The sequence below is a fragment of the Paenibacillus sp. FSL R7-0302 genome (genome assembly GCF_038006885.1).
Classification (GTDB): Bacteria; Bacillota; Bacilli; order Paenibacillales; family Paenibacillaceae; genus Paenibacillus_AQ.
Genome location: NZ_JBBOWB010000001.1, coordinates 1,426,994 through 1,444,841 on the forward strand (window position 1 = coordinate 1,426,994; position 17,848 = coordinate 1,444,841).

Annotated in this window: 13 protein-coding genes and 2 pseudogenes; 6 read left to right on the forward strand and 9 right to left on the reverse strand. The window is 52.4% G+C overall.

Features of this window, described 5'->3' with window-relative positions; translation table 11 throughout:
• Window positions 1–201: 201 nt before the first annotated feature.
• The 9 genes and pseudogenes from MKY96_RS06080 to MKY96_RS06120 all read right to left on the reverse strand — a co-directional run bounded on the left by MKY96_RS06080 (window position 202) and on the right by MKY96_RS06120 (window position 8,913).
• On the reverse strand, window positions 202–1,476 hold the full coding sequence (locus MKY96_RS06080; protein ID WP_340939183.1) for a collagen-like triple helix repeat-containing protein: 1,275 nt from the start codon (window positions 1,474–1,476) through the stop codon (window positions 202–204).
• Between the two features lie 468 nt (window positions 1,477–1,944).
• On the reverse strand, window positions 1,945–3,144 hold the full coding sequence (locus MKY96_RS06085; protein WP_340944462.1) for an MFS transporter: 1,200 nt from the start codon (window positions 3,142–3,144) through the stop codon (window positions 1,945–1,947).
• 385 nt (window positions 3,145–3,529) lie between these two features.
• On the reverse strand, window positions 3,530–4,612 hold the full coding sequence (locus MKY96_RS06090) for a collagen-like protein (protein ID WP_340939184.1): 1,083 nt from the start codon (window positions 4,610–4,612) through the stop codon (window positions 3,530–3,532).
• A 558-nt stretch (window positions 4,613–5,170) separates the two neighbouring features.
• A complete protein-coding gene (locus MKY96_RS06095) occupies window positions 5,171–5,365 on the reverse strand; it encodes a hypothetical protein (protein ID WP_340939185.1) in 195 nt (64 codons plus the stop codon).
• Complete coding sequence (locus MKY96_RS06100) at window positions 5,355–5,936, reverse strand: hypothetical protein (protein WP_340939187.1); 582 nt, start codon at window positions 5,934–5,936, stop codon at window positions 5,355–5,357. The genes MKY96_RS06095 and MKY96_RS06100 overlap by 11 nt, the downstream gene beginning before the upstream one ends.
• A gap of 143 nt (window positions 5,937–6,079) precedes the next feature.
• Window positions 6,080–6,286, reverse strand: a pseudogene (locus tag MKY96_RS06105) (MFS transporter); the annotation flags it as partial.
• Between the two features lie 57 nt (window positions 6,287–6,343).
• Entirely contained in the window at window positions 6,344–7,630 is a 1,287-nt protein-coding gene (locus tag MKY96_RS06110) for a hypothetical protein (protein ID WP_340939189.1), read from the reverse strand.
• A gap of 145 nt (window positions 7,631–7,775) precedes the next feature.
• A pseudogene (locus tag MKY96_RS06115) lies at window positions 7,776–7,964 on the reverse strand (BclA C-terminal domain-containing protein); the annotation flags it as partial.
• A gap of 121 nt (window positions 7,965–8,085) precedes the next feature.
• Window positions 8,086–8,913, reverse strand: coding sequence for an AraC family transcriptional regulator (locus tag MKY96_RS06120; RefSeq protein WP_340939192.1), 828 nt, complete (start codon window positions 8,911–8,913; stop codon window positions 8,086–8,088).
• Window positions 8,914–9,137: 224 nt separating this feature from the next.
• On the opposite strand from MKY96_RS06120, the gene MKY96_RS06125 reads away from it, so the two are divergent.
• From MKY96_RS06125 to MKY96_RS06150, 6 genes are all read left to right on the forward strand, one after another.
• Window positions 9,138–9,797 carry a ThuA domain-containing protein gene (locus MKY96_RS06125; RefSeq protein ID WP_076084364.1) on the forward strand — a complete coding sequence of 220 codons (660 nt, stop codon included), beginning with the start codon at window positions 9,138–9,140 and terminating at the stop codon, window positions 9,795–9,797.
• 24 nt (window positions 9,798–9,821) lie between these two features.
• Window positions 9,822–10,925, forward strand: coding sequence for a Gfo/Idh/MocA family protein (locus tag MKY96_RS06130; protein ID WP_340939193.1), 1,104 nt, complete (start codon window positions 9,822–9,824; stop codon window positions 10,923–10,925).
• Window positions 10,926–11,605: 680 nt separating this feature from the next.
• Complete coding sequence (gene treC / locus MKY96_RS06135; protein WP_445671421.1) at window positions 11,606–13,324, forward strand: alpha,alpha-phosphotrehalase; 1,719 nt, start codon at window positions 11,606–11,608, stop codon at window positions 13,322–13,324.
• A 363-nt stretch (window positions 13,325–13,687) separates the two neighbouring features.
• Window positions 13,688–15,670, forward strand: coding sequence for a PTS system trehalose-specific EIIBC component (gene treP, locus MKY96_RS06140; protein ID WP_340939195.1), 1,983 nt, complete (start codon window positions 13,688–13,690; stop codon window positions 15,668–15,670).
• A 197-nt stretch (window positions 15,671–15,867) separates the two neighbouring features.
• A complete protein-coding gene (gene treR, locus MKY96_RS06145) occupies window positions 15,868–16,587 on the forward strand; it encodes a trehalose operon repressor (protein ID WP_340939196.1) in 720 nt (239 codons plus the stop codon).
• Window positions 16,588–16,615: 28 nt separating this feature from the next.
• Window positions 16,616–17,689 (forward strand): response regulator, encoded by a 1,074-nt coding sequence (locus MKY96_RS06150; RefSeq protein WP_340939198.1) that lies wholly within the window; start codon window positions 16,616–16,618, stop codon window positions 17,687–17,689.
• Window positions 17,690–17,848 lie beyond the last annotated feature (159 nt).

Below are 17,848 nucleotides of genomic sequence, written 5' to 3' on the forward strand. Positions count from 1 at the left end.
CTTTGGTGTTTTTCCAGCCTCTTGGCCCCCCTTCGGGAAGGCGAACGGCCCATTGTATGAGAAAAATCGAATAGGATGTCTCCCGCATACGCTAGCCTCAAGGGCACGGTTGGCTTCATGATTATTAAAAAGCAGGGTGCCTTTGCGATCATTCAATCGCATACTGGGCATCCTGCTTGTGCTCATTTTCCAGCTCTATATTTAAGAAATTTTAAATATGCTTACATTACTATAAGTGTTAGAGCTAGATTGTCCTGTGATTTGCAAGTTTAACCCCGTAATTCCTTGTGCTAAGACTGGGAAAATAAGCTCTGAGTCTACCGTGGTTACATTTATCAGACCACTGGCCGCCAGCGCCAGGCCGCCAGGTCCAGGAGTTCCTCCATCTGCTTTATACAGATAGGAGGGGAAGGGAGTAATATTACCGTTCAAGGTAGGTACAATACTTATAATATCGGCGCTTGCAGAGGTATCACTAATGTACAATCGAATGGTGTAGGCAACAAAATAAATGCCTGTTTCCGGTATCACTATACTTTGATTACCACCGGTACCTCCAAGGGTAATCCCCTGAGTAAATACTGTAATGAACGGGATATTAAGCGTGACGTTATTAGTTACTGTTGTGTTATTGACCGGTACAAATTGTCCATGAGTGGCCAATATATTAGGCCCTGTGATTCCGGTAACGCCAGTAACGCCGGTTACGCCGGTAACGCCAGTAACGCCGGTAACGCCAGTAACGCCAGTAACGCCAGTAACGCCAGTAACGCCAGTAACGCCGGTAACGCCAGTAACGCCAGTAACGCCAGTAGCTCCAGTAGCTCCAGTGACTCCCGTACCTCCGGTCGGCCCTGTAGCCCCATCTCCTGGACCAGTCGGTCCTGTCACTCCGGTCGGCCCTGTAGCCCCATCTCCTGGACCAGTCGGTCCTGTCACTCCGGTCGGCCCTGTAGCCCCATCTCCTGGACCAGTCGGTCCTGTCACTCCGGTCGGCCCTGTAGCCCCTTCTCCTGGACCAGTCGGTCCTGTCACTCCAGTCGGCCCTGTAGCCCCTCCCCCTGGACCAGTCGGTCCTGTCACTCCAGTCGGCCCTTTTCCTCCACCGTTATGTTCTCCAAGCAGTTCTTCAGACACCAACCGGTGTGCGGTTACCAGTTGACCTGTACTGCTCTTGCCCCACACCGAGATTTGAATGAAATCGCTCAATTCAGTCATATTTGCAGGTGTAACAAAGATAAATTCAAAACCATTAAAATCAGCGTAATAATTCTTCGTAATGACTTGATTTGTTGCAATTTGGACGACTTCGCTAACGTACAGGACTCTTGTTCCCGCGTTTAGATAATACCCTTGAATGGATACTGAGGAAGCCGAGTCAACGCTGCGGTTATCAATTTTAACGGTAACCTGCTGAGTCGGCCTCACTCCGTTAACCGCGTTATTTTCGATCGGTCCAGTTGATAAAAAGGCCATTATTGGGTCACTTCCTGTCCGTATATTTGGATTTCGTTCAAGTATGCGCCCGGTATTATATGCTGAGTCTGCATACATAACCGGAAACTCTCCAGTCAGCAGCATACTTAATGATTACTATAGTAATATTCGGACACTCCGGTTTGGTGCGGATTAAGGTCGAGTCCATTTCAAGTATTCCTTTGCGAATCCGTAGCCTAGTGGTATTACTGATATATTTCCGGCTGTTATCCTGTGTGATTTTGTCCATCTTTACATAGAAGAGAGGTGCGCAACTGCTTAGACGCACCTCTCAACATTCGTAAGATTGCTGCCAACAGTAACCGTGCCTAATAAGGCATAGCTTGTTGCATCAATAACATTCAAGATACCTGGGATCGTATAATGTGAAACCTATAACTGATTACAGAGAGGGTCGATTAGGATTCCGTGCGGTCTGGTAGCAGCGGCAAGCCTCAGTCCAGTCCCTCAGATCAATTCCTGCCGCCGCTTCAAATATACATACAGCACGATGCCCGACAGGGAGCAGACGGCTGCACACAGCCCGATGAACCCGTACCCCGCCTGGAGACCGCGGAGCAGGCCAAGCTCGGTGGTGGAGCCGTAGAAGGCTTTGACGGACTCAATAACCCAGCCGATAATATAGTTGCCGATGACGCTCCCGAGGCCCATTAAGGTGACCACAAAGGTAATGGCTGTATCGCTTCCGTTCGGGTAGCGGCGGGCAATAAAAGCCATCACGGTAGGATAGATAATAGCGATCCCGGCCCCGGATATGGCGAACAGAAAGGCGAGACGCTCCCCGCCGGCCAGGGCGGCGAAGGTACAGACCGCCGAGAAGCAGGAGAAAATAATCAGCGAGAGCACGAAGCCAATCCGGTCGGTCAGCGCACCCAGCAAGAGCCGTCCCAGGGAGAATAGCAGGAAGAAGGCTGACAGTAAGCCGGAAGCCCGGACAGTGTCCCAGGCATAAGCCTTTTCCAGAAAGTTGACCAGCCAGCCGCCCACCGCCAGCTCTGAGACCACGCCGAAGGACAGGATCATCACCATCATCCAGAGCGCGGGATCGCGCGTCAGGGTACGGAAGGAGGTGCGGTCCTCATTCGGCAGATCATCCCCGGGAAATGTGCTGCGCAGCGCCGAGAGGATCGGCAGCAGACAGAGCGACAGCATGACCAGATACATCCCCCGCCAGTCCAGCGTATGACCGAATACACTCAGCGACATCACTCCGGTAGCGAGCAGCGGCGCTACAGTTGAGCTTAATCCATAGAAGAAGTGGGATAGGTTCATCATCATCCCCGTGTTTTTGACGAAGATACGTGCCCCCAGAATCGCCAGTCCGATCTCCAGCATCCCGTTCCCTATGTACATTAGAAAGTAAGAGGAAGCAAACAGCGGATAGCTGTGCGAGAGGTAGATTAGCACCCCTGAGAGAACCATGGAAGCGAAGGAAATAACGGTGACTGCCTTGATGCCCCATTTGCGGACAAGAATAGCGGTGAAGGAGCAGGCGAGCAGATAGCCCAGCGCGTTGAGCGAGAGCAGGGTGCCGAGCTGGCCTTCATCCAGATTGAACGACAGCTGAATCCGCGGAATGGCGGGCCCTTTGATATTCTCGGAGATGCCAAAGACCACAAAGCCGAGGAAGATCGTTACGAGTTGCATAATGTAGACGGTGTTGCGTTTGCTGGTAGAATTGCGGGACTGAGCTTTCAAGGTAGAGTGCCTCCTGGATAATTGCTTGTTGGAATACGTGTATTTGTGTATTGTAGTTATTTTACGGTGAAAGGGCAAGGGTTGATTGTTCCCGTAGCAAGGACTGTCAGTTAAGTTTATCGGCAATTTTGATATCTCCCTTAATTCCTGTTCCTGACATCGTATTCAGATATTTCGGTTTTGACCAGAGATATAGTAGTAATCTGGCTATGCCATTTGCGAATTCTGCAAACGGGCCGGACTTAATAGCAGGAGTGAAAAAGCAGCCCTATAAAAGAGGCTGCTTCTCGGCTTCACCAGGATGGAATTCCTGTAATTTTATATGAGGATGCAGTTAATCCGATAATTTAATAAAGGATATTTGGGCTGCAAGCCGACTGCCTAATGAAGTTACGGATGCGTCGCCACCATCGTTATATAAATTAATAGAATCGCTGGCACTAGTCACGGCTATGATTAGATCGGCCCCTACAGAAATGGTTTGAGCAGTAGGAGCAATGCTGTTTACTGCTCTGCTACCCGTGATTAGCGTCGTGCCTCTTCGCAAGGCAAAGGACAGAGGGGTGCCTGCGGTGGCAACACCTCCGCTTATATTCCAGGAAACCCAGTAGTTTCCCTGTAACAGAGTAATTGAGGTTTGCGATGAAAGTACAATATCGGGACCGCCGTTATCGACAATCGTCTGATTAAACGGAACTTCGGTGTTGGCAGCAAACGTAGTATTGGAAGTGTTGTTTCCAATAAATAAATGGCGGGCGGTGGAGGTGTTTCCAGTAACCCCTGTGAAGCCAGTGGCCCCTGTGAAGCCAGTGGCCCCTGTGAAGCCAGTGGCCCCTGTGAAGCCAGTGGCCCCTGTGAAGCCAGTAGCTCCTGTGAAGCCAGTGGCCCCTGTGAAGCCAGTAGCTCCTGTAAAGCCAGTAACTCCTGTAGCCCCGGTACCACCAGTAGCACCAGTAGCACCAGTTGTCCCCACTCCTGTCCCAGTCGGTCCTGTAACTCCTGTAGCCCCGGTACCACCAGTAGCACCAGTTGTCCCCACTCCTGGCCCAGTCGGTCCTGTAACTCCTGCAGCCCCGGTATCACCAGTAGCACCAGTAGCACCAGTAGCACCAGTTACCCCTACTCCTGTCCCAGTCGGCCCTGTAACTCCTGCAGCCCCGGTACCACCAGTAGCGCCAGTTGCCCCCACTCCTGGCCCAGTCGGCCCGATTGCTCCGTCTTTCCCCGTTGCTCCTGTAGGACCCGTCACTCTTTCGCCGGCGGGTCCGGTGGGTCCACTTGCTCCAGTGGGACCTGCCCCTCCACCGTTATGTTCTCCAAGCAGTTCTTCAGACACCAACCGGTGTGCGGTCACCAGTTGACCTGTACTGCTCTTGCCCCACACCGAGATTTGAATGAAATCGCTCAATTCAGTCATATTTGCAGGTGTAACAAAGATAAATTCAAAACCATTAAAATCAGCGTAATAATTCTTCGTAATGACTTGATTTGTTGCAATTTGGACGACTTCGCTAACGTACAGGACTCTTGTTCCCGCATTTAGATAATACCCTTGAATGGATACTGAGGAAGCCGAGTCAACGCTGCGGTTATCAATTTTAACGGTAACCTGCTGAGTCGGCCTCACTCCGTTAACCGGGTTATTTTCTATCGGTCCTGTTGATAAAAAGGCCATTACTTGATCACTTCCTGTCTGTATAATTGGATTTCATTCAAGTATGTGCGGAATAGCATGGTATGCCGAGTCTGCACATATAATCGGAAATACTCCCGTCAGCAGCATACTTATATGATTAATATAGTAATATGCAGACTTAGCGGTTTGGTGTGGACTTAGAGGATGAGCTGTTATTCTGCGGAATTCTGTCCATCATTATATAGAAGAGAGGTGCGCAACTGCTTGCGCACCTCTCCTTGCAATACGTGAGGCACAGACGGTTAATCCGTTCTTAGCCTGCGTTATGACAAAAATGGATCAATGAAAACTACGGCATTCGACGCTCCAATGCTGGCATAGACCAGATGGATTGATATCAATCTGAACATGAAAGGCTGTAACATTAGCAATTGGTGTGATTACTCCTGAGGGAATATCGATTTGCCAAATATTATTGGCTGCAGCTTGGGAGTTGGCTACATACAGCGTATTCGCAAGGATATTAATGGCCATTCCGCGAGACTGTCCTCCCACAGAGTAAGTGGCGGTCCCAGGTTGACCTGTTGTACCCGTCGGACCAGCTAAACCTGTGGTTCCAGTTGGACCGTCCGGCCCGGTCGTCCCAGTTGGCTCCGTAACTCCGGTACCTGTCGGCCCCGTGGGTCCTTGTTCGCCGATGGGAATCCAACCACCCGGGAGCTGGTTCCGCCATCCTGACTGCTGCGGTAGTAGAGGGAGGAATTGGAGATGTAGAGCTGCTGGACATAGTTGCCGACTTGGGAGTCATAAAGGGTCCAGACGGCATTGTGGAGGACAGTTGGACCGTTCTGCGCATCTGGACCGAACGGGTCTGCCGAGCGGTAGACCCCCGGCTGGTTAAATTGACTGAGGTTACTACCCGAAAACCATCATTGTTGATCGGGAAGACACCGTCTTCGGCACCCAGCACGACATCGCCGGTCTGACCATTAACACTGGTGACAGCCTCAGGGGCTCCGTTAGGTCCAGCCAGTGTTGGAAGGCTGGCAGCGGTCGTCAGCTTGGAATCCAGCAACATCTCCTGGCGGGAGATGGTATTCAGCATAGCCCGTGTACTCTCGTTAACCTCTGGAATCTGTGCGAGAGTGGCAAGGGGACCCGTGATCCCCGGCAGCGTGCCCAGGGCGAACTGGATTTCTCACCTTCAGTATTAATGATATGGGCAAGTCCAAGCTCTTCCATGGCAATGGACAGGTAAATCAGTACCCCCGAGAGGACCATGGAAGCGAATGAAATAATAGTGACGGCATTGATGGCCCATTTGCGGACAAGAACAGCGGTGAAGGAGCAGGCAATCAGATAGCCCAGCGCATTGAGCGAGAGCAGGGTGCCGATCTGGCTATCATCCAGATTGAAGGACAGCTGAATCCGCGGAATGGCGGGCCCTTTAACATTTCCTACTGCCAAGTACGAACTTGTAATCGATTACAAATTGTTATGTGGTACTTATGCTCAGGAGATTTTGATGATAGTGACCATTGCATAATTTGGAATTCTTCCGTCAGTAGTGCCGGTTAGCATCGTAACACTTGCATTGCCGCCATTTCTAACGGCAATTTTGTCGTTAGCGTTCAAGGAGAAAATATCGAACATGGTAACAGAACCAGAGGAACTTGCATATGCAATTGACCTGCTTACCGCTGATGGTGTAGGTCCACTCATGAACTCAAACACTCCGTCCGAACCACTTGCAACAGAAACAGTACACGTTACATGATAAACTCCATTTGCAGGAACTATAAAATCTTTTGAAGCGGCATTCCATGTAATACCAAGAGATTGAGCTGGTGCGATGAAACCTATTTTATCATTTGGAGTAAGAATAACCGCAGTAGTAGAAGAATCTGCAAAGCTAACGGCATAAGCTGTTGAAAGGGTACCTGTAGCCCCGGTAACACCCGTGAGCCCGGTAACGCCCGTGAGGCCGGTAGTGCCAGTAGGTCCGGGAAGCCCTGCACCGGTAGTGCCGGTAGGTCCGGGAAGTCCGATGCCGGTAGTGCCAGTAGGTCCGGGAAGTCCTGCCCCGGTAGTGCCGGTAGGTCCAGGGAGTCCGATGCCGGTAGTGCCAGTAGGCCCAGGAAGCCCTGCCCCGGTAGTGCCGGTAGGTCCAGGGAGTCCGATGCCGGTAGTGCCGGTAGGTCCGGGAAGCCCTGCCCCGGTAGTGCCGGTAGGTCCAGGAAGTCCGATGCCGGTTGGCCCGGTATGGCCCGTTGTCCCTGCCCCTGTAGGTCCATCCTCTCCAGGAGGGCCTTGTTCTCCAGCAGGTCCTGTCGCTCCGACGTTATTTTCACCAAGCAGTTCTTCAGATACCAGACGGTGTGCGGTTACCAGCTGACCTGTACTACTCTTGCCCCACACCGATATTTGAACAGATTGATTCCTATCAGTGGGAGTATCGGATGTAATAAATTTAAATTCAAAACCATTAAAATCAGCATAATATTCCTTCGTGATGACTTGATTCTCTGTAATAGCGAGTACTTCGTTCACATACATGTGCCTTGTTCCTGCATTTAGATAATACCCCTGAATGGAGACTGAGGAAGCCGAGATCCCACTGCTGTTAACGATTTTAACAGTAACCTGCTGAGTTGGCCTCATCCCGTTAACCAGGTTATTCTCGATGGGTCCTGTTGATAAAAAGGCCATTCCTTCATCACTTCCTGTCATTATATTTGAGAACGGTTTCAGCACACGTGCGGAGTCAGCAGCATAATTGTTAATAATTAATATATCCATATTCAGGTGTAATGGTTTGGTGCGGAGTCAGGGTCAGAATCTGCTACAACTAAGCGTATGGATAAAAGAAAGAGGCAGCTTCAGGAGTAATCAAGCTTCCGAAGTTGCCTCTTTCTATTCATTAGTTTAAGGTTTGCACCTATGCGAGTGTAGCAGGAGGAACGCTAATTCCAGTCAGCGTCCCCAAAGCAAATTGGAGCTTCTCGCCTTCGGCGTTAATAATATGGGCAAGTGCCAGTTCCTCCATGGCAATGGAGGATAGCAGCAGGTTAATGACATCGTCCCTGGTTAAGTTTATCGTGGGGCTGATGTTAGGGATGCTGGGATTCGACAACAGGTTAGCCTCCTTGAAGTAGGGTACTTTCATCATATTCCTGGAAATTCCCCGATGAGACGGTAACAACCTATACATATCCAATTTTTCGCCAATACTCTGTAAAAAAGGCCACGGAATGCTATCGCAGCTCACTCGGTGTCCGCAGCTTGACCTGCTTGAACACCCGGTTGAAGGTGCGGATATTGGTGAAGCCGCATTCCAGGGCGATATCCAGAATGCTTTTGTCGGTGCCCAGCAGTAGCCGTTCCGCCTGGTTGACGCGGATGCTGTTCAGGTAGGCGACGAAGCTCATGCCTGAAATGCTTTTGAAGAAGCGGGAGAAGTAGAACAGGCTCATATTGGCATGCCGGGCGGCATCGGCCAGGGTGATGGGGTGCATGTAATGGACATCCAGATACTCCAGCACCTCCTGCATAATCTTCATATTGGTAATGCGCCGCTTATCCTTATGCGGATTCACGATATCCAGCGGCATCTGCCGCAGAATCAGCGCACACAGCTCATGCAGCAGGCCGGTCACCAGCTGTTCATGATGCGGTGGCTTCTCCAGATACTCCTCGAGCAGCTCCTGCATAATCGCAGGCAGCCGGGGATTGCCTTCTGCCGGGGCAGATGGGCTGTTATGCAGAAAAGGGGACATCAGCCGCATATTCAGAGGCCAGCCGGCCGGATATCCGATCAGTGAAGGGTTGAAAATAACCATCAGCAGCTTGGACTGGCTGTTCTTGCTGTCATAATAATGAATATCCCCGCTGCTGCATACGGCCAGATCGCCGGCGGTCAGCACCCGTGTCTCGGAGTTAATCCCCATCCGGATCGATCCCTCCAGCACATAGACAATCTCCAGATCATTGTGCCAGTGGGCCAAAAAATCAATATTACGGCTTACAAAGGCAGTGAAAGGAAACGCATAGCCATACGTCCGGTTCTCGTGAAACGCTCTCATGGTTACTCCTGTTCTCGTCCTCCCGGCAGTTCGTCGGGAAGCGGTTTCAGTGATTTGCTGCTTCTCGCATCATGCAGTCTTAAATTTAGCAAAAAATGACCATTCCTACAAGTAAAATGACGAGCAGGAACGGCCGCAATGAATTACAATTTCTTCAGGAAGACCGGATCTTAATCAATCTATAACCCGAACTTGGATAAATAGGACAAAAAGGAGAGCTTGATATGGCAAAGAAGGCATTGATTGTAAAAGGCGGATGGGACGGGCATGAACCGAATGAGGTAGCGGCGATTTTTGCGGATATTCTTAAGAATGAAGGCTTCGAGGTTGAAGTCTCGGATACGCTGGACAGCTTCAATGATGCCGAGGCACTGAAGGCGCTGAACCTGATCGTGCCGGTGTGGACCATGGGTGAAATCAAGGGGGAGCAGTGCTCGGCGGTTCTGGCGGCTGTGGCTTCCGGCGTAGGCATCGCGGGCTGTCACGGCGGGATGTGCGACTCCTTCCGTACCAATACGGAATGGCAATTTTTGACCGGATCGCAATGGGTGGCACATCCCTTCAACGATGGGGTGGATTATGAAGTGAACATCGTGAAATCCGGCTCCAGCCCGATTGTGGAAGGTATGCAGGACTTTATGGTGAAGTCGGAGCAGTATTATCTGCACGTCGATCCGGCGGTGAATGTACTGGCTACCACTACTTTTGTTATGAGTGAAGGGGAGCATTCGGCCAATGGTGTCATCACGATGCCGGTCGTCTACACGAAGAAATGGGGCCAGGGCAAGGTATTCTATAACGCGCTTGGACATCATGCGGATGTGTTCGATATCCCGGAGGCCAAGGAACTGATGCGCCGGGGCTTCTTGTGGGCAGCCAAATAAACGAAGGACAAGGTGGGAGACAGCGTGCGTAAAGTAAAAATTGGGATTGTCGGCTGCGGAAATATCAGCGGCATTTATTTCGAGAATTTGACGGGAACGTTCAAGAATACGGAGGTCTACGCCTGTTCGGATCTAAATCTGGAGCGGGCGCAGCAGGCGGCTGAGCAATACGGAGTGCCGAATGTCTGGACGACAGCGGAGCTGCTGGCTTCGGACGAGATTGAGATTGTCGTGAATCTGACCACGCCTAATTACCATTTCGATGTGTGTAAGCAAGCACTGCTCGCAGGCAAGCATGTGTATGTGGAAAAGCCGCTGTCGCTGTCGCTTGAGCATGGGACTGAGTTGGTGGAACTGGCTAAGGACAAAGGGCTGTTCATCGGCTGCGCGCCGGACACCTTCCTCGGAGCCGGACTCCAGACCTGCGCCAAGCTGATCGCGGACGGCTATATCGGTGAGCCTGTAGCGGCCACTGCCTTCATGCTCTGCCATGGGCATGAGAGCTGGCACCCGGACCCGGAATTCTATTATCAGGCAGGAGGCGGCCCGATGTTCGATATGGGCCCGTATTATCTGACGGCTCTGGTATCTCTGCTTGGTCCGGCCACTACGGTATGCGGCATGACGAAGACCTCGTTCCCTACCCGGACGATCACCAGTGAGAAGAAGTTCGGCAAGGTAGTCGAGGTTGAAGTACCTACACATGTGGCCGGAACAATCCAGTTCGCCAGCGGTGCGGTTGCCACGATGATTACCAGCTTCGATGTCTGGCACAGCACACTGCCGCGCATCGAGATCTATGGCTCGCTGGGCACCCTGATTGTGCCGGACCCGAACACCTTCGGCGGCCCGATCCTGCTGCGCCCGGCGCATAGCTCCGAATTCAAGGAGATTCCGGTGGTCCATAGCTATGAGGGCAACAGCCGGGGCATCGGCGTGGCGGATATGGCCCGCTGCATCGGAACTGGTGAGACCCCGCGCGCAAACGGTGAGCTGGCGAATCATGTGCTGGAGATCATGCACGCTTTCCACACCAGCTCCGACTCGAAGCGCTATGCCGAGCTGACCACCACCTGCGAGCAGCCGAAGCTGCTGCCGCTGGGACTGATTAAGGGATATTTGGAGTAGTAGAAAGCAGCTAATCATAGCGAAAAGTAGTGCGAATAAGCGAAGAGTGTAGAGTTAATAGCATTTTAACAAGCAGCGTTCTGTCCCCGGTTGCGGGGAGGGGCGCTGTTTTTTTCGTGAGGTGGAGTGGTGGATGCTCGGCCTGAAGGTACGTGGACCCAGTGTATGCGAAAAACCGCACACAATTTGCAGGTAGGGGCGCGTGAACCGAATGTATGTCAAAAACAGCATACATTGTGCTCGCAAGCAGGCACACGACCCGAATGTATGTCAAAAACAGCATACATTGTGCTCGCAAGCGGCATACGGCCCGAATGTATGTGGAAAACAGCATACATTGTGTTCGCAAGCGGCATACGGCCCGAATGTATGTCAAAAACAGCATACATTGTGCTCGCAAGCAGGCACACGGCCCGAATGTATGTCAAAAACAGCATAAATTGTGCTCGCAAGCGGCATACGGCCCGAATGTATGTCAAAAACAGCATACATTGTGCTCGCGCGAAGGGCGCTGGAAAAATGGATGCGAAAAACCGAACACAATGTGCCGGGGGACGGTGCGTGGGCCTAATGTATCCGTTGGTGCGAGAGCATCCTCCTCACATTCGGGCCCCTCTCTGTTTGAACTTGTATATACAAGTGTAATGTATGTCAACAAGTTCTTCATGGAGGTGCTTTAGTTGAATCAAGTGAGTCAAGCCCGGACAGCGGAATGGTGGCGCCGGTCTACCGTGTATCAGGTGTATCCGAAGAGTTTCAGGGATACGACGGGGAACGGAACCGGCGATATCAGAGGCCTGACGGAGAAGCTGGATTATTTGCAGGAACTGGGGATTGATATTGTCTGGCTCCAACCGGTCTATGTCTCGCCGGGACATGATAACGGTTACGATGTGGCCGACTATGAGCGGATTAACCCCGAATTCGGCACGATGGAGGACTTCGACGAGCTGGTAGCGGAGCTGCACCGGCGCGGAATGAAGCTCATGACGGATATCGTAGTCAACCATACCTCGACAGAGCATGAGTGGTTCAAGCAGGCGATCTCCAGCCGGGATAATCCGTACCGTGATTATTATATCTGGAAGGACCCAGCGCCAGGCGGGGGAGTACCGAACAATTGGCAGTCGAAGTTCGGCGGTCCCGCCTGGCAGTACGATGAGGCGTCAGGCCAATATTACCTGACCCTGTTCGACAAGACTCAGGCGGATCTGAACTGGGAGAATGGGCAGGTCCGCCAAGCGGTGAACGAGATGATGCTGTTCTGGGCCCGCAAGGGTGTGGACGGCTTCCGGATGGACGTTATTAACCTGATCTCCAAGGACCAGCGTTTCCCGGACGATGACGGGAGTGTGCCGCCGGGAGACGGACGGAAGTATTACACAGACGGTCCACGGGTCCACGAATACATCCGGGCCATGTACGACGAGGTATTTGGCCCGCATGAGCTGGTTACGGTCGGTGAGATGTCCTCTACGACACTGGAGCAGTGCATCCGCTACTCCAGCCCTGAGCAGCGGGAATTCTCGATGACCTTCAACTTCCATCATCTGAAGGTGGATTATCCGAACGGCCGCAAGTGGGAGCTGATGCCTTACGATTTCGAAGCACTCAAGCGGCTGTTCAGTGAGTGGCAGACCGGGATGCAGGAGGGCGGGGGCTGGAACGCATTATTTTTCAACAATCATGATCAGCCGCGCGCCCTCTCCCGGTTCACCGATGATACTGTGTACCGCAAGGAGAGCGCCAAGCTGCTGGCGACTACACTGCATGGACTACAGGGCACACCGTATGTCTATCAGGGTGAAGAAATCGGGATGCCGAATCCGCGATGGAAGAGCATCGAAGAATTCCGTGATATTGAATCGCTGAATATGTACCGTATTCTGTGTGAGCAGGGATCAAGTTCTGAGCAGGCCCTTGCAATCCTTCAGGAACGTTCAAGGGACAACGCCCGGACGCCGATGCAGTGGGAGGACAGCCCGAACGCCGGGTTCACTACTGGTACTCCTTGGCTGAAGGTGGATGAACGTTACCCGGACATCAATGTGCAGAGAGAGCTGGATCAGCCGGATTCGATCTTCCATCACTACCGCAGGCTGATCGCTCTGCGCAAGGCGCATGCGGTCTTCACGGACGGCATCTACCGCAGACTGGACGAAGCACATCCCGAGGTGTTCGCTTATGCACGTATGGGGGACGGCGAGGCACTGGTGATGGTCTCGAACTTCAGCAGTAAGGAGATCACCTTCCGGCTTGCGGATCATCAGTGGGCAGACTTAAGCGCAGCGGGTCAAGACAAGCTTCTGCTCGGCAATACGGGAGAGGATCTTGCATTCAAGCAAGAGCTGCGGTTAAGCCCGTACGCCTCATATATGTGGCTGATCAGTCAGAACTAGAAAAGACCAAAAGACCGAAATTGCGGGAATATACTTCGAACGTATTTTTGACCAGTTGAGCATGAAAGGGTAGCAGTCAAACGGAAGGCTTTCCTCTTCTAACTGTAGTCTATACAACTAAATTTGTCCGGATGGGCGAAAATCCAAGTATTTAGGCATCTTAATTGCACGAAATACAGCTAAGCAGAGATACGGGGGCACATCCGAGGATTTAGTTGTACAGATTGCAATTAAGCCTGCCCTTTACCCCCTGATCTGATCGGGGAGCGGCAAACCCTTAGCAAGCGATTAGTTAAAGTAATTTTCACAAGTTGAAATCTGATGGGCTACTATGTATTCATCAACTATGCGAGGAGTGACAATATGGCTATAGACCGCAAAAATGTTGAAGCTATTGTCCGGGCGGTTGGGGGCAAGGAGAATATTGAGGTTGCGACGCATTGTGTGACCCGGCTAAGGTTCTCGCTCTATGACGAGAGTAAGGTGGACGCGGCGGCGCTGGACGCAAATGACCTCGTGAAAGGACAATTCTCTTCCCAGGGGCAATTCCAGATTGTTATCGGTCCGGGCACGGTCGATAAAGTATATGACGAGATGATTCAACTGACCGGCGGCTCCCGCTCCTCCAAGGATGAGGTGAAGTCAGCTGCTGCCCGCAAGCAGAACCCGCTTCAGCGGGCGATCAAGACACTGGCGGATATCTTCATCCCTATTCTTCCGGCTATCGTCACTGCGGGTCTGCTGCTGGGGATCAATAACCTGCTGACCGGCCCGGGGATCTTCTTCAGCCAGTCACTGGTGGATGTCTATCCGCAGTGGAAGGATATTGCTGCCATTATTAATACGATTGCCAGCACGGCGTTTACCTTCTTGCCGGCTCTGATCGGCTGGGCTGCAGTGACCCGCTTCGGGGGCAGTCCGCTGCTCGGGATTGTATTAGGGCTGATTCTGGTTCATCCAGACTTATTAAGTGCTTACAGCTATGCTAACGCTTCTACGGAAGGGACGGTTCCAACCTGGAACCTGTTCGGCTGGCATCTGGAGCGGATCGGTTATCAGGGGCAGGTCCTGCCGGTCCTGGTATCGGCCTATATTCTGGCCAGTATTGAGAAATTCCTGGATAAGCGGGTCCATGATTCGATCAAATTGCTCGTGGTCGCACCAGTGACACTGCTGATTACAGGGTTCCTGGCCTTCACCATCATCGGACCGGTTACGTTCGGCATTGCGAATGCCATTACCTCCGGGCTGATCTATGTTTTCGATCATTTCGCCATCCTTGGCGGCTTGATCTACGGCGGATTCTATTCGCTGCTGGTTATTACGGGAATGCATCACACCTTCCTGGCCGTGGACGTTCAGCTGATCGGCAGCGAAGGAGGCACATTCCTGTGGCCGATGCTGGCCCTCTCCAACATTGCCCAGGGTGCCGCAGCTCTTGCCATGATATTCGTGGTCAAAGAGCAGAAGGCCAAAGGTCTGGCCGTCACCTCTTCTGTCTCGGCGTTCCTCGGAGTCACCGAGCCGGCGATCTTCGGGGTAAATATCCGCTACCGTTACCCGTTCATCTTCGGGATGATAGGCTCCGCGATGGCCGGAGTGCTGCTGACCGTTAATCAAGTCCGCGCCACTTCCATTGGCGTAGGGGGAGTACCCGGCTTCCTGTCGATCTTCCCCAACCAGTGGGGCGTATTCTTCGTCGGGATGGCGATTGTACTGATTGTGCCGTTTGTTGCGACGGTGCTGTATGGCCGGGCAGTCGTGCAGCGGGCGGCGAACAAATCGGAAGCTGCTGGAGCAAGCGTGGCAGTATCCAGTCCATCAGACACAAGCAAAGAGCTAAGCAGCCGCAGCTCCGTCCAAGGCTCGCAGGAGCCGGTGAATATTCTGGAGCTGGCCTCGCCGCTCAACGGAACGGCGGTGCCGCTGGAGCAGGTTCCTGATCCTGCTTTTGCCGAGAAGCAGATGGGGGAAGGGATTGCCATTGAACCTTCCGAAGGCAAGGTCTACGCTCCCTTCGATGCTACAGTGGCCCATGTGATTAAGAGCAAGCATGCGCTGATTCTGGAGCATGCCAGCGGAGTCCAGGTGCTGATCCATGTCGGGATCAACACCGTGTCGCTCAAGGGCAGCGGGTTCACGGCGCGCAAGGAAATCGGCGACAAGGTGCAGGCTGGCGAGCTTCTGCTGGAATTCGATATGGAGGCCATCCGCGCCGCCGGTTACCCGCTCATTACTCCGATCATTATCCCTGCCGGGCAGGAGATGGTGGAGCGGATTGAGGAGCGGACCGGACCGGCTACCGCGAAGCAGACAAGTATTCTGACCGTTCACCTGAAGGGTTGAGCTGAGCGGATCAGGCAGGACTAAGCAAGACTTATAAGGATAGTCAGACAGCCCTGCGGGGCTGTTTTTATATAAATATACAGGAAAATAGAACGGGCACAAGAGTTGCACAAGTGACCTGAATTCGCCTGCTAGGGCAGTTTTGTTCATACACGGATGAAGTGAGGGCGTGTTACAATATAGGGCGGTGATGATTGATGAGAGAGAATATATTTTTGCAAATTTATACGGAATATAGCAACCGTATTCATTCCGGCCAGCTTGCGCCCGGAACCAAGCTGCCCTCCGAGAGTGAGCTGGCGGAGGCTTACCAGACTTCGCGGGAGACGGTGCGCAAGGCGCTGAATCTCTTGTTCCGTGAGGGCTATATTAACAAGATCAAAGGCAAAGGCTCGTTTGTGCTGGATATGACCCGGCTGGATTTCCCCGTAACCGGGCTGATCTCATTCCAGGAGCTGACAGGGACGCTCGGGGTTCCCTCGCGGACACTGGTAGAGGAGACGGTCCTGGAGCCGGCAGGCTCCCTGCTGGCCCGGCAACTGCACATCACTGAAGAGACGCCGGTGTGGAAGGTGATCCGCGCCAGAGAGATTGAAGCCGAGCGCATTATTCTGGACAAGGACTATTTCCGCTCAGATATCGTCCCATTCCTCAGCAAGGAGATCGCAGCAGGCTCTATTTTTGAATACCTTGAGTCTGAGCTGGGTCTTAAGATCAGTTATGCCAAAAAGCTGATTTCTGTTGAGCCCTCCACCGGGGAGGATCAGCGCCTGCTGGACCTGAAGCAATACACGCATATTGTCGTAGTGCGCAACTATGTGTATCTGGAGAATACCGTGCTGTTCCAATATACCGAGTCCCGGCACCGGCTGGACAAATTTCAGTTTGTGGATTTTGCCAGAAGGGTTAGGCGTTAAAACAAACTCAATCATAGGAGTGGCTTAGGTGTACACTGCCGTAATTTTGGAAGACGAGATTCCAGCGCTGGATTTGCTGGAGGTGCTGGTCAGCCGTCATGAGAGCTTCACAATATCGGGTACGTTCACCAATCCTGCGGAGGCGCTAGAACAGTTGCCCGAGCTGCAGCCGGATATTATTTTTCTGGATGTAGAGATGCCGCAGATGAACGGACTGGAGCTGGCTCGGCAAATCCGTGAGGTTTCAGAGCATGCCCACATTGTTTTTACAACAGGTCATACGCATTATGCATTGAAAGCCTTCGATGTACAGGCCCTGGATTACATTGTAAAACCCGTTACCCCTAAAGCAATTGAACGGGTATACGAGCGGCTTGCCAGACAGCAGCCTTACCGGAGAACGCCGGAGCGGCCGGCCACCGCTTCTGTTCTGCCGGCTCCGGCACCAACCGTCACGGGCTTTGGCCGGCTGGAGGTGCGTAACGAAGAGCAGCAGCTGCTCCGATTCCCTACGCGGATCTCGGAGGAACTCTTCGCCTACCTGCTCTGTCATCCTAACCGTGAGGTGGATAAATGGAAGCTGTCCGAGCTGCTCTGGCCGGATATGGATGGAGAACGGGTGCTACGCAATCTGCACACGGCCATCTATCGCGTGAAAAGAGTCATGGAGGCAGGTGGCATCCCCATGAGGATCAAAAAGACTTCTGAGGGATATACGCTGGATACCGGGGCATTCAACTATGACGTTATGCAATATCACCAGGCGGGACAAGTGCTGACGGGTCAAAGTCTGGATGCAGAGCAGCTGGAGACGCTCTTTAGCCTGTACCGGGGGCCGTTACTACAAGGGAAGCCGTATGTATGGAAGATTTCCCTGGAAGAGAAGTATCGTCTGATCTATGAGAAGCTCAGTCTTCGGCTGATCAGCGAGAGCATATCGGGAGGTGCACTTCAGGCAGCGGAGGACCGGTTCTACGCCTGTCTGCTGGCCGATCCGCAGAATGAGGAGTTTTACCGCCAGCTGCTGCAGCTTTTTCCGGCCGAAGATCAGAACCGGCGTATGCAGCAGATGTACTCCCGGCTTAGGGAAGAGCATTCCTAACCGCAGTTTATATGAATCAACATAAGGCAGGGCGTTCACGTGTATCGTGTGCTCTGCTTCTTTTTTGCTTTTTGTGCAAATTAACGACATTTTTCGATCATTTGTGAGAATTTTGTGAGAGTGATTTGCTTTTATATGTATAAGCTTGCATTTCAATTA

What these genes read in the sequence shown, in the direction of transcription:
- MKY96_RS06120 (WP_340939192.1), bottom strand. Translation starts at nt 8,913, where the DNA reads ATGAGAGCGTTTCACGAGAACCGGACGTATGGCTATGCGTTTCCTTTC.
- MKY96_RS06100 (WP_340939187.1), bottom strand. Translation starts at nt 5,936, where the DNA reads ATGCTGAATACCATCTCCCGCCAGGAGATGTTGCTGGATTCCAAGCTG.
- MKY96_RS06095 (WP_340939185.1), bottom strand. Translation starts at nt 5,365, where the DNA reads ATGGCCATTAATATCCTTGCGAATACGCTGTATGTAGCCAACTCCCAA.
- treP (WP_340939195.1), top strand. Translation starts at nt 13,688, where the DNA reads ATGGCTATAGACCGCAAAAATGTTGAAGCTATTGTCCGGGCGGTTGGG.
- MKY96_RS06125 (WP_076084364.1), top strand. Translation starts at nt 9,138, where the DNA reads ATGGCAAAGAAGGCATTGATTGTAAAAGGCGGATGGGACGGGCATGAA.
- MKY96_RS06110 (WP_340939189.1), bottom strand. Translation starts at nt 7,630, where the DNA reads ATGGATATATTAATTATTAACAATTATGCTGCTGACTCCGCACGTGTG.
- MKY96_RS06090 (WP_340939184.1), bottom strand. Translation starts at nt 4,612, where the DNA reads ATGACTGAATTGAGCGATTTCATTCAAATCTCGGTGTGGGGCAAGAGC.
- MKY96_RS06080 (WP_340939183.1), bottom strand. Translation starts at nt 1,476, where the DNA reads ATGGCCTTTTTATCAACTGGACCGATCGAAAATAACGCGGTTAACGGA.
- MKY96_RS06085 (WP_340944462.1), bottom strand. Translation starts at nt 3,144, where the DNA reads ATGCAACTCGTAACGATCTTCCTCGGCTTTGTGGTCTTTGGCATCTCC.
- treR (WP_340939196.1), top strand. Translation starts at nt 15,868, where the DNA reads ATGAGAGAGAATATATTTTTGCAAATTTATACGGAATATAGCAACCGT.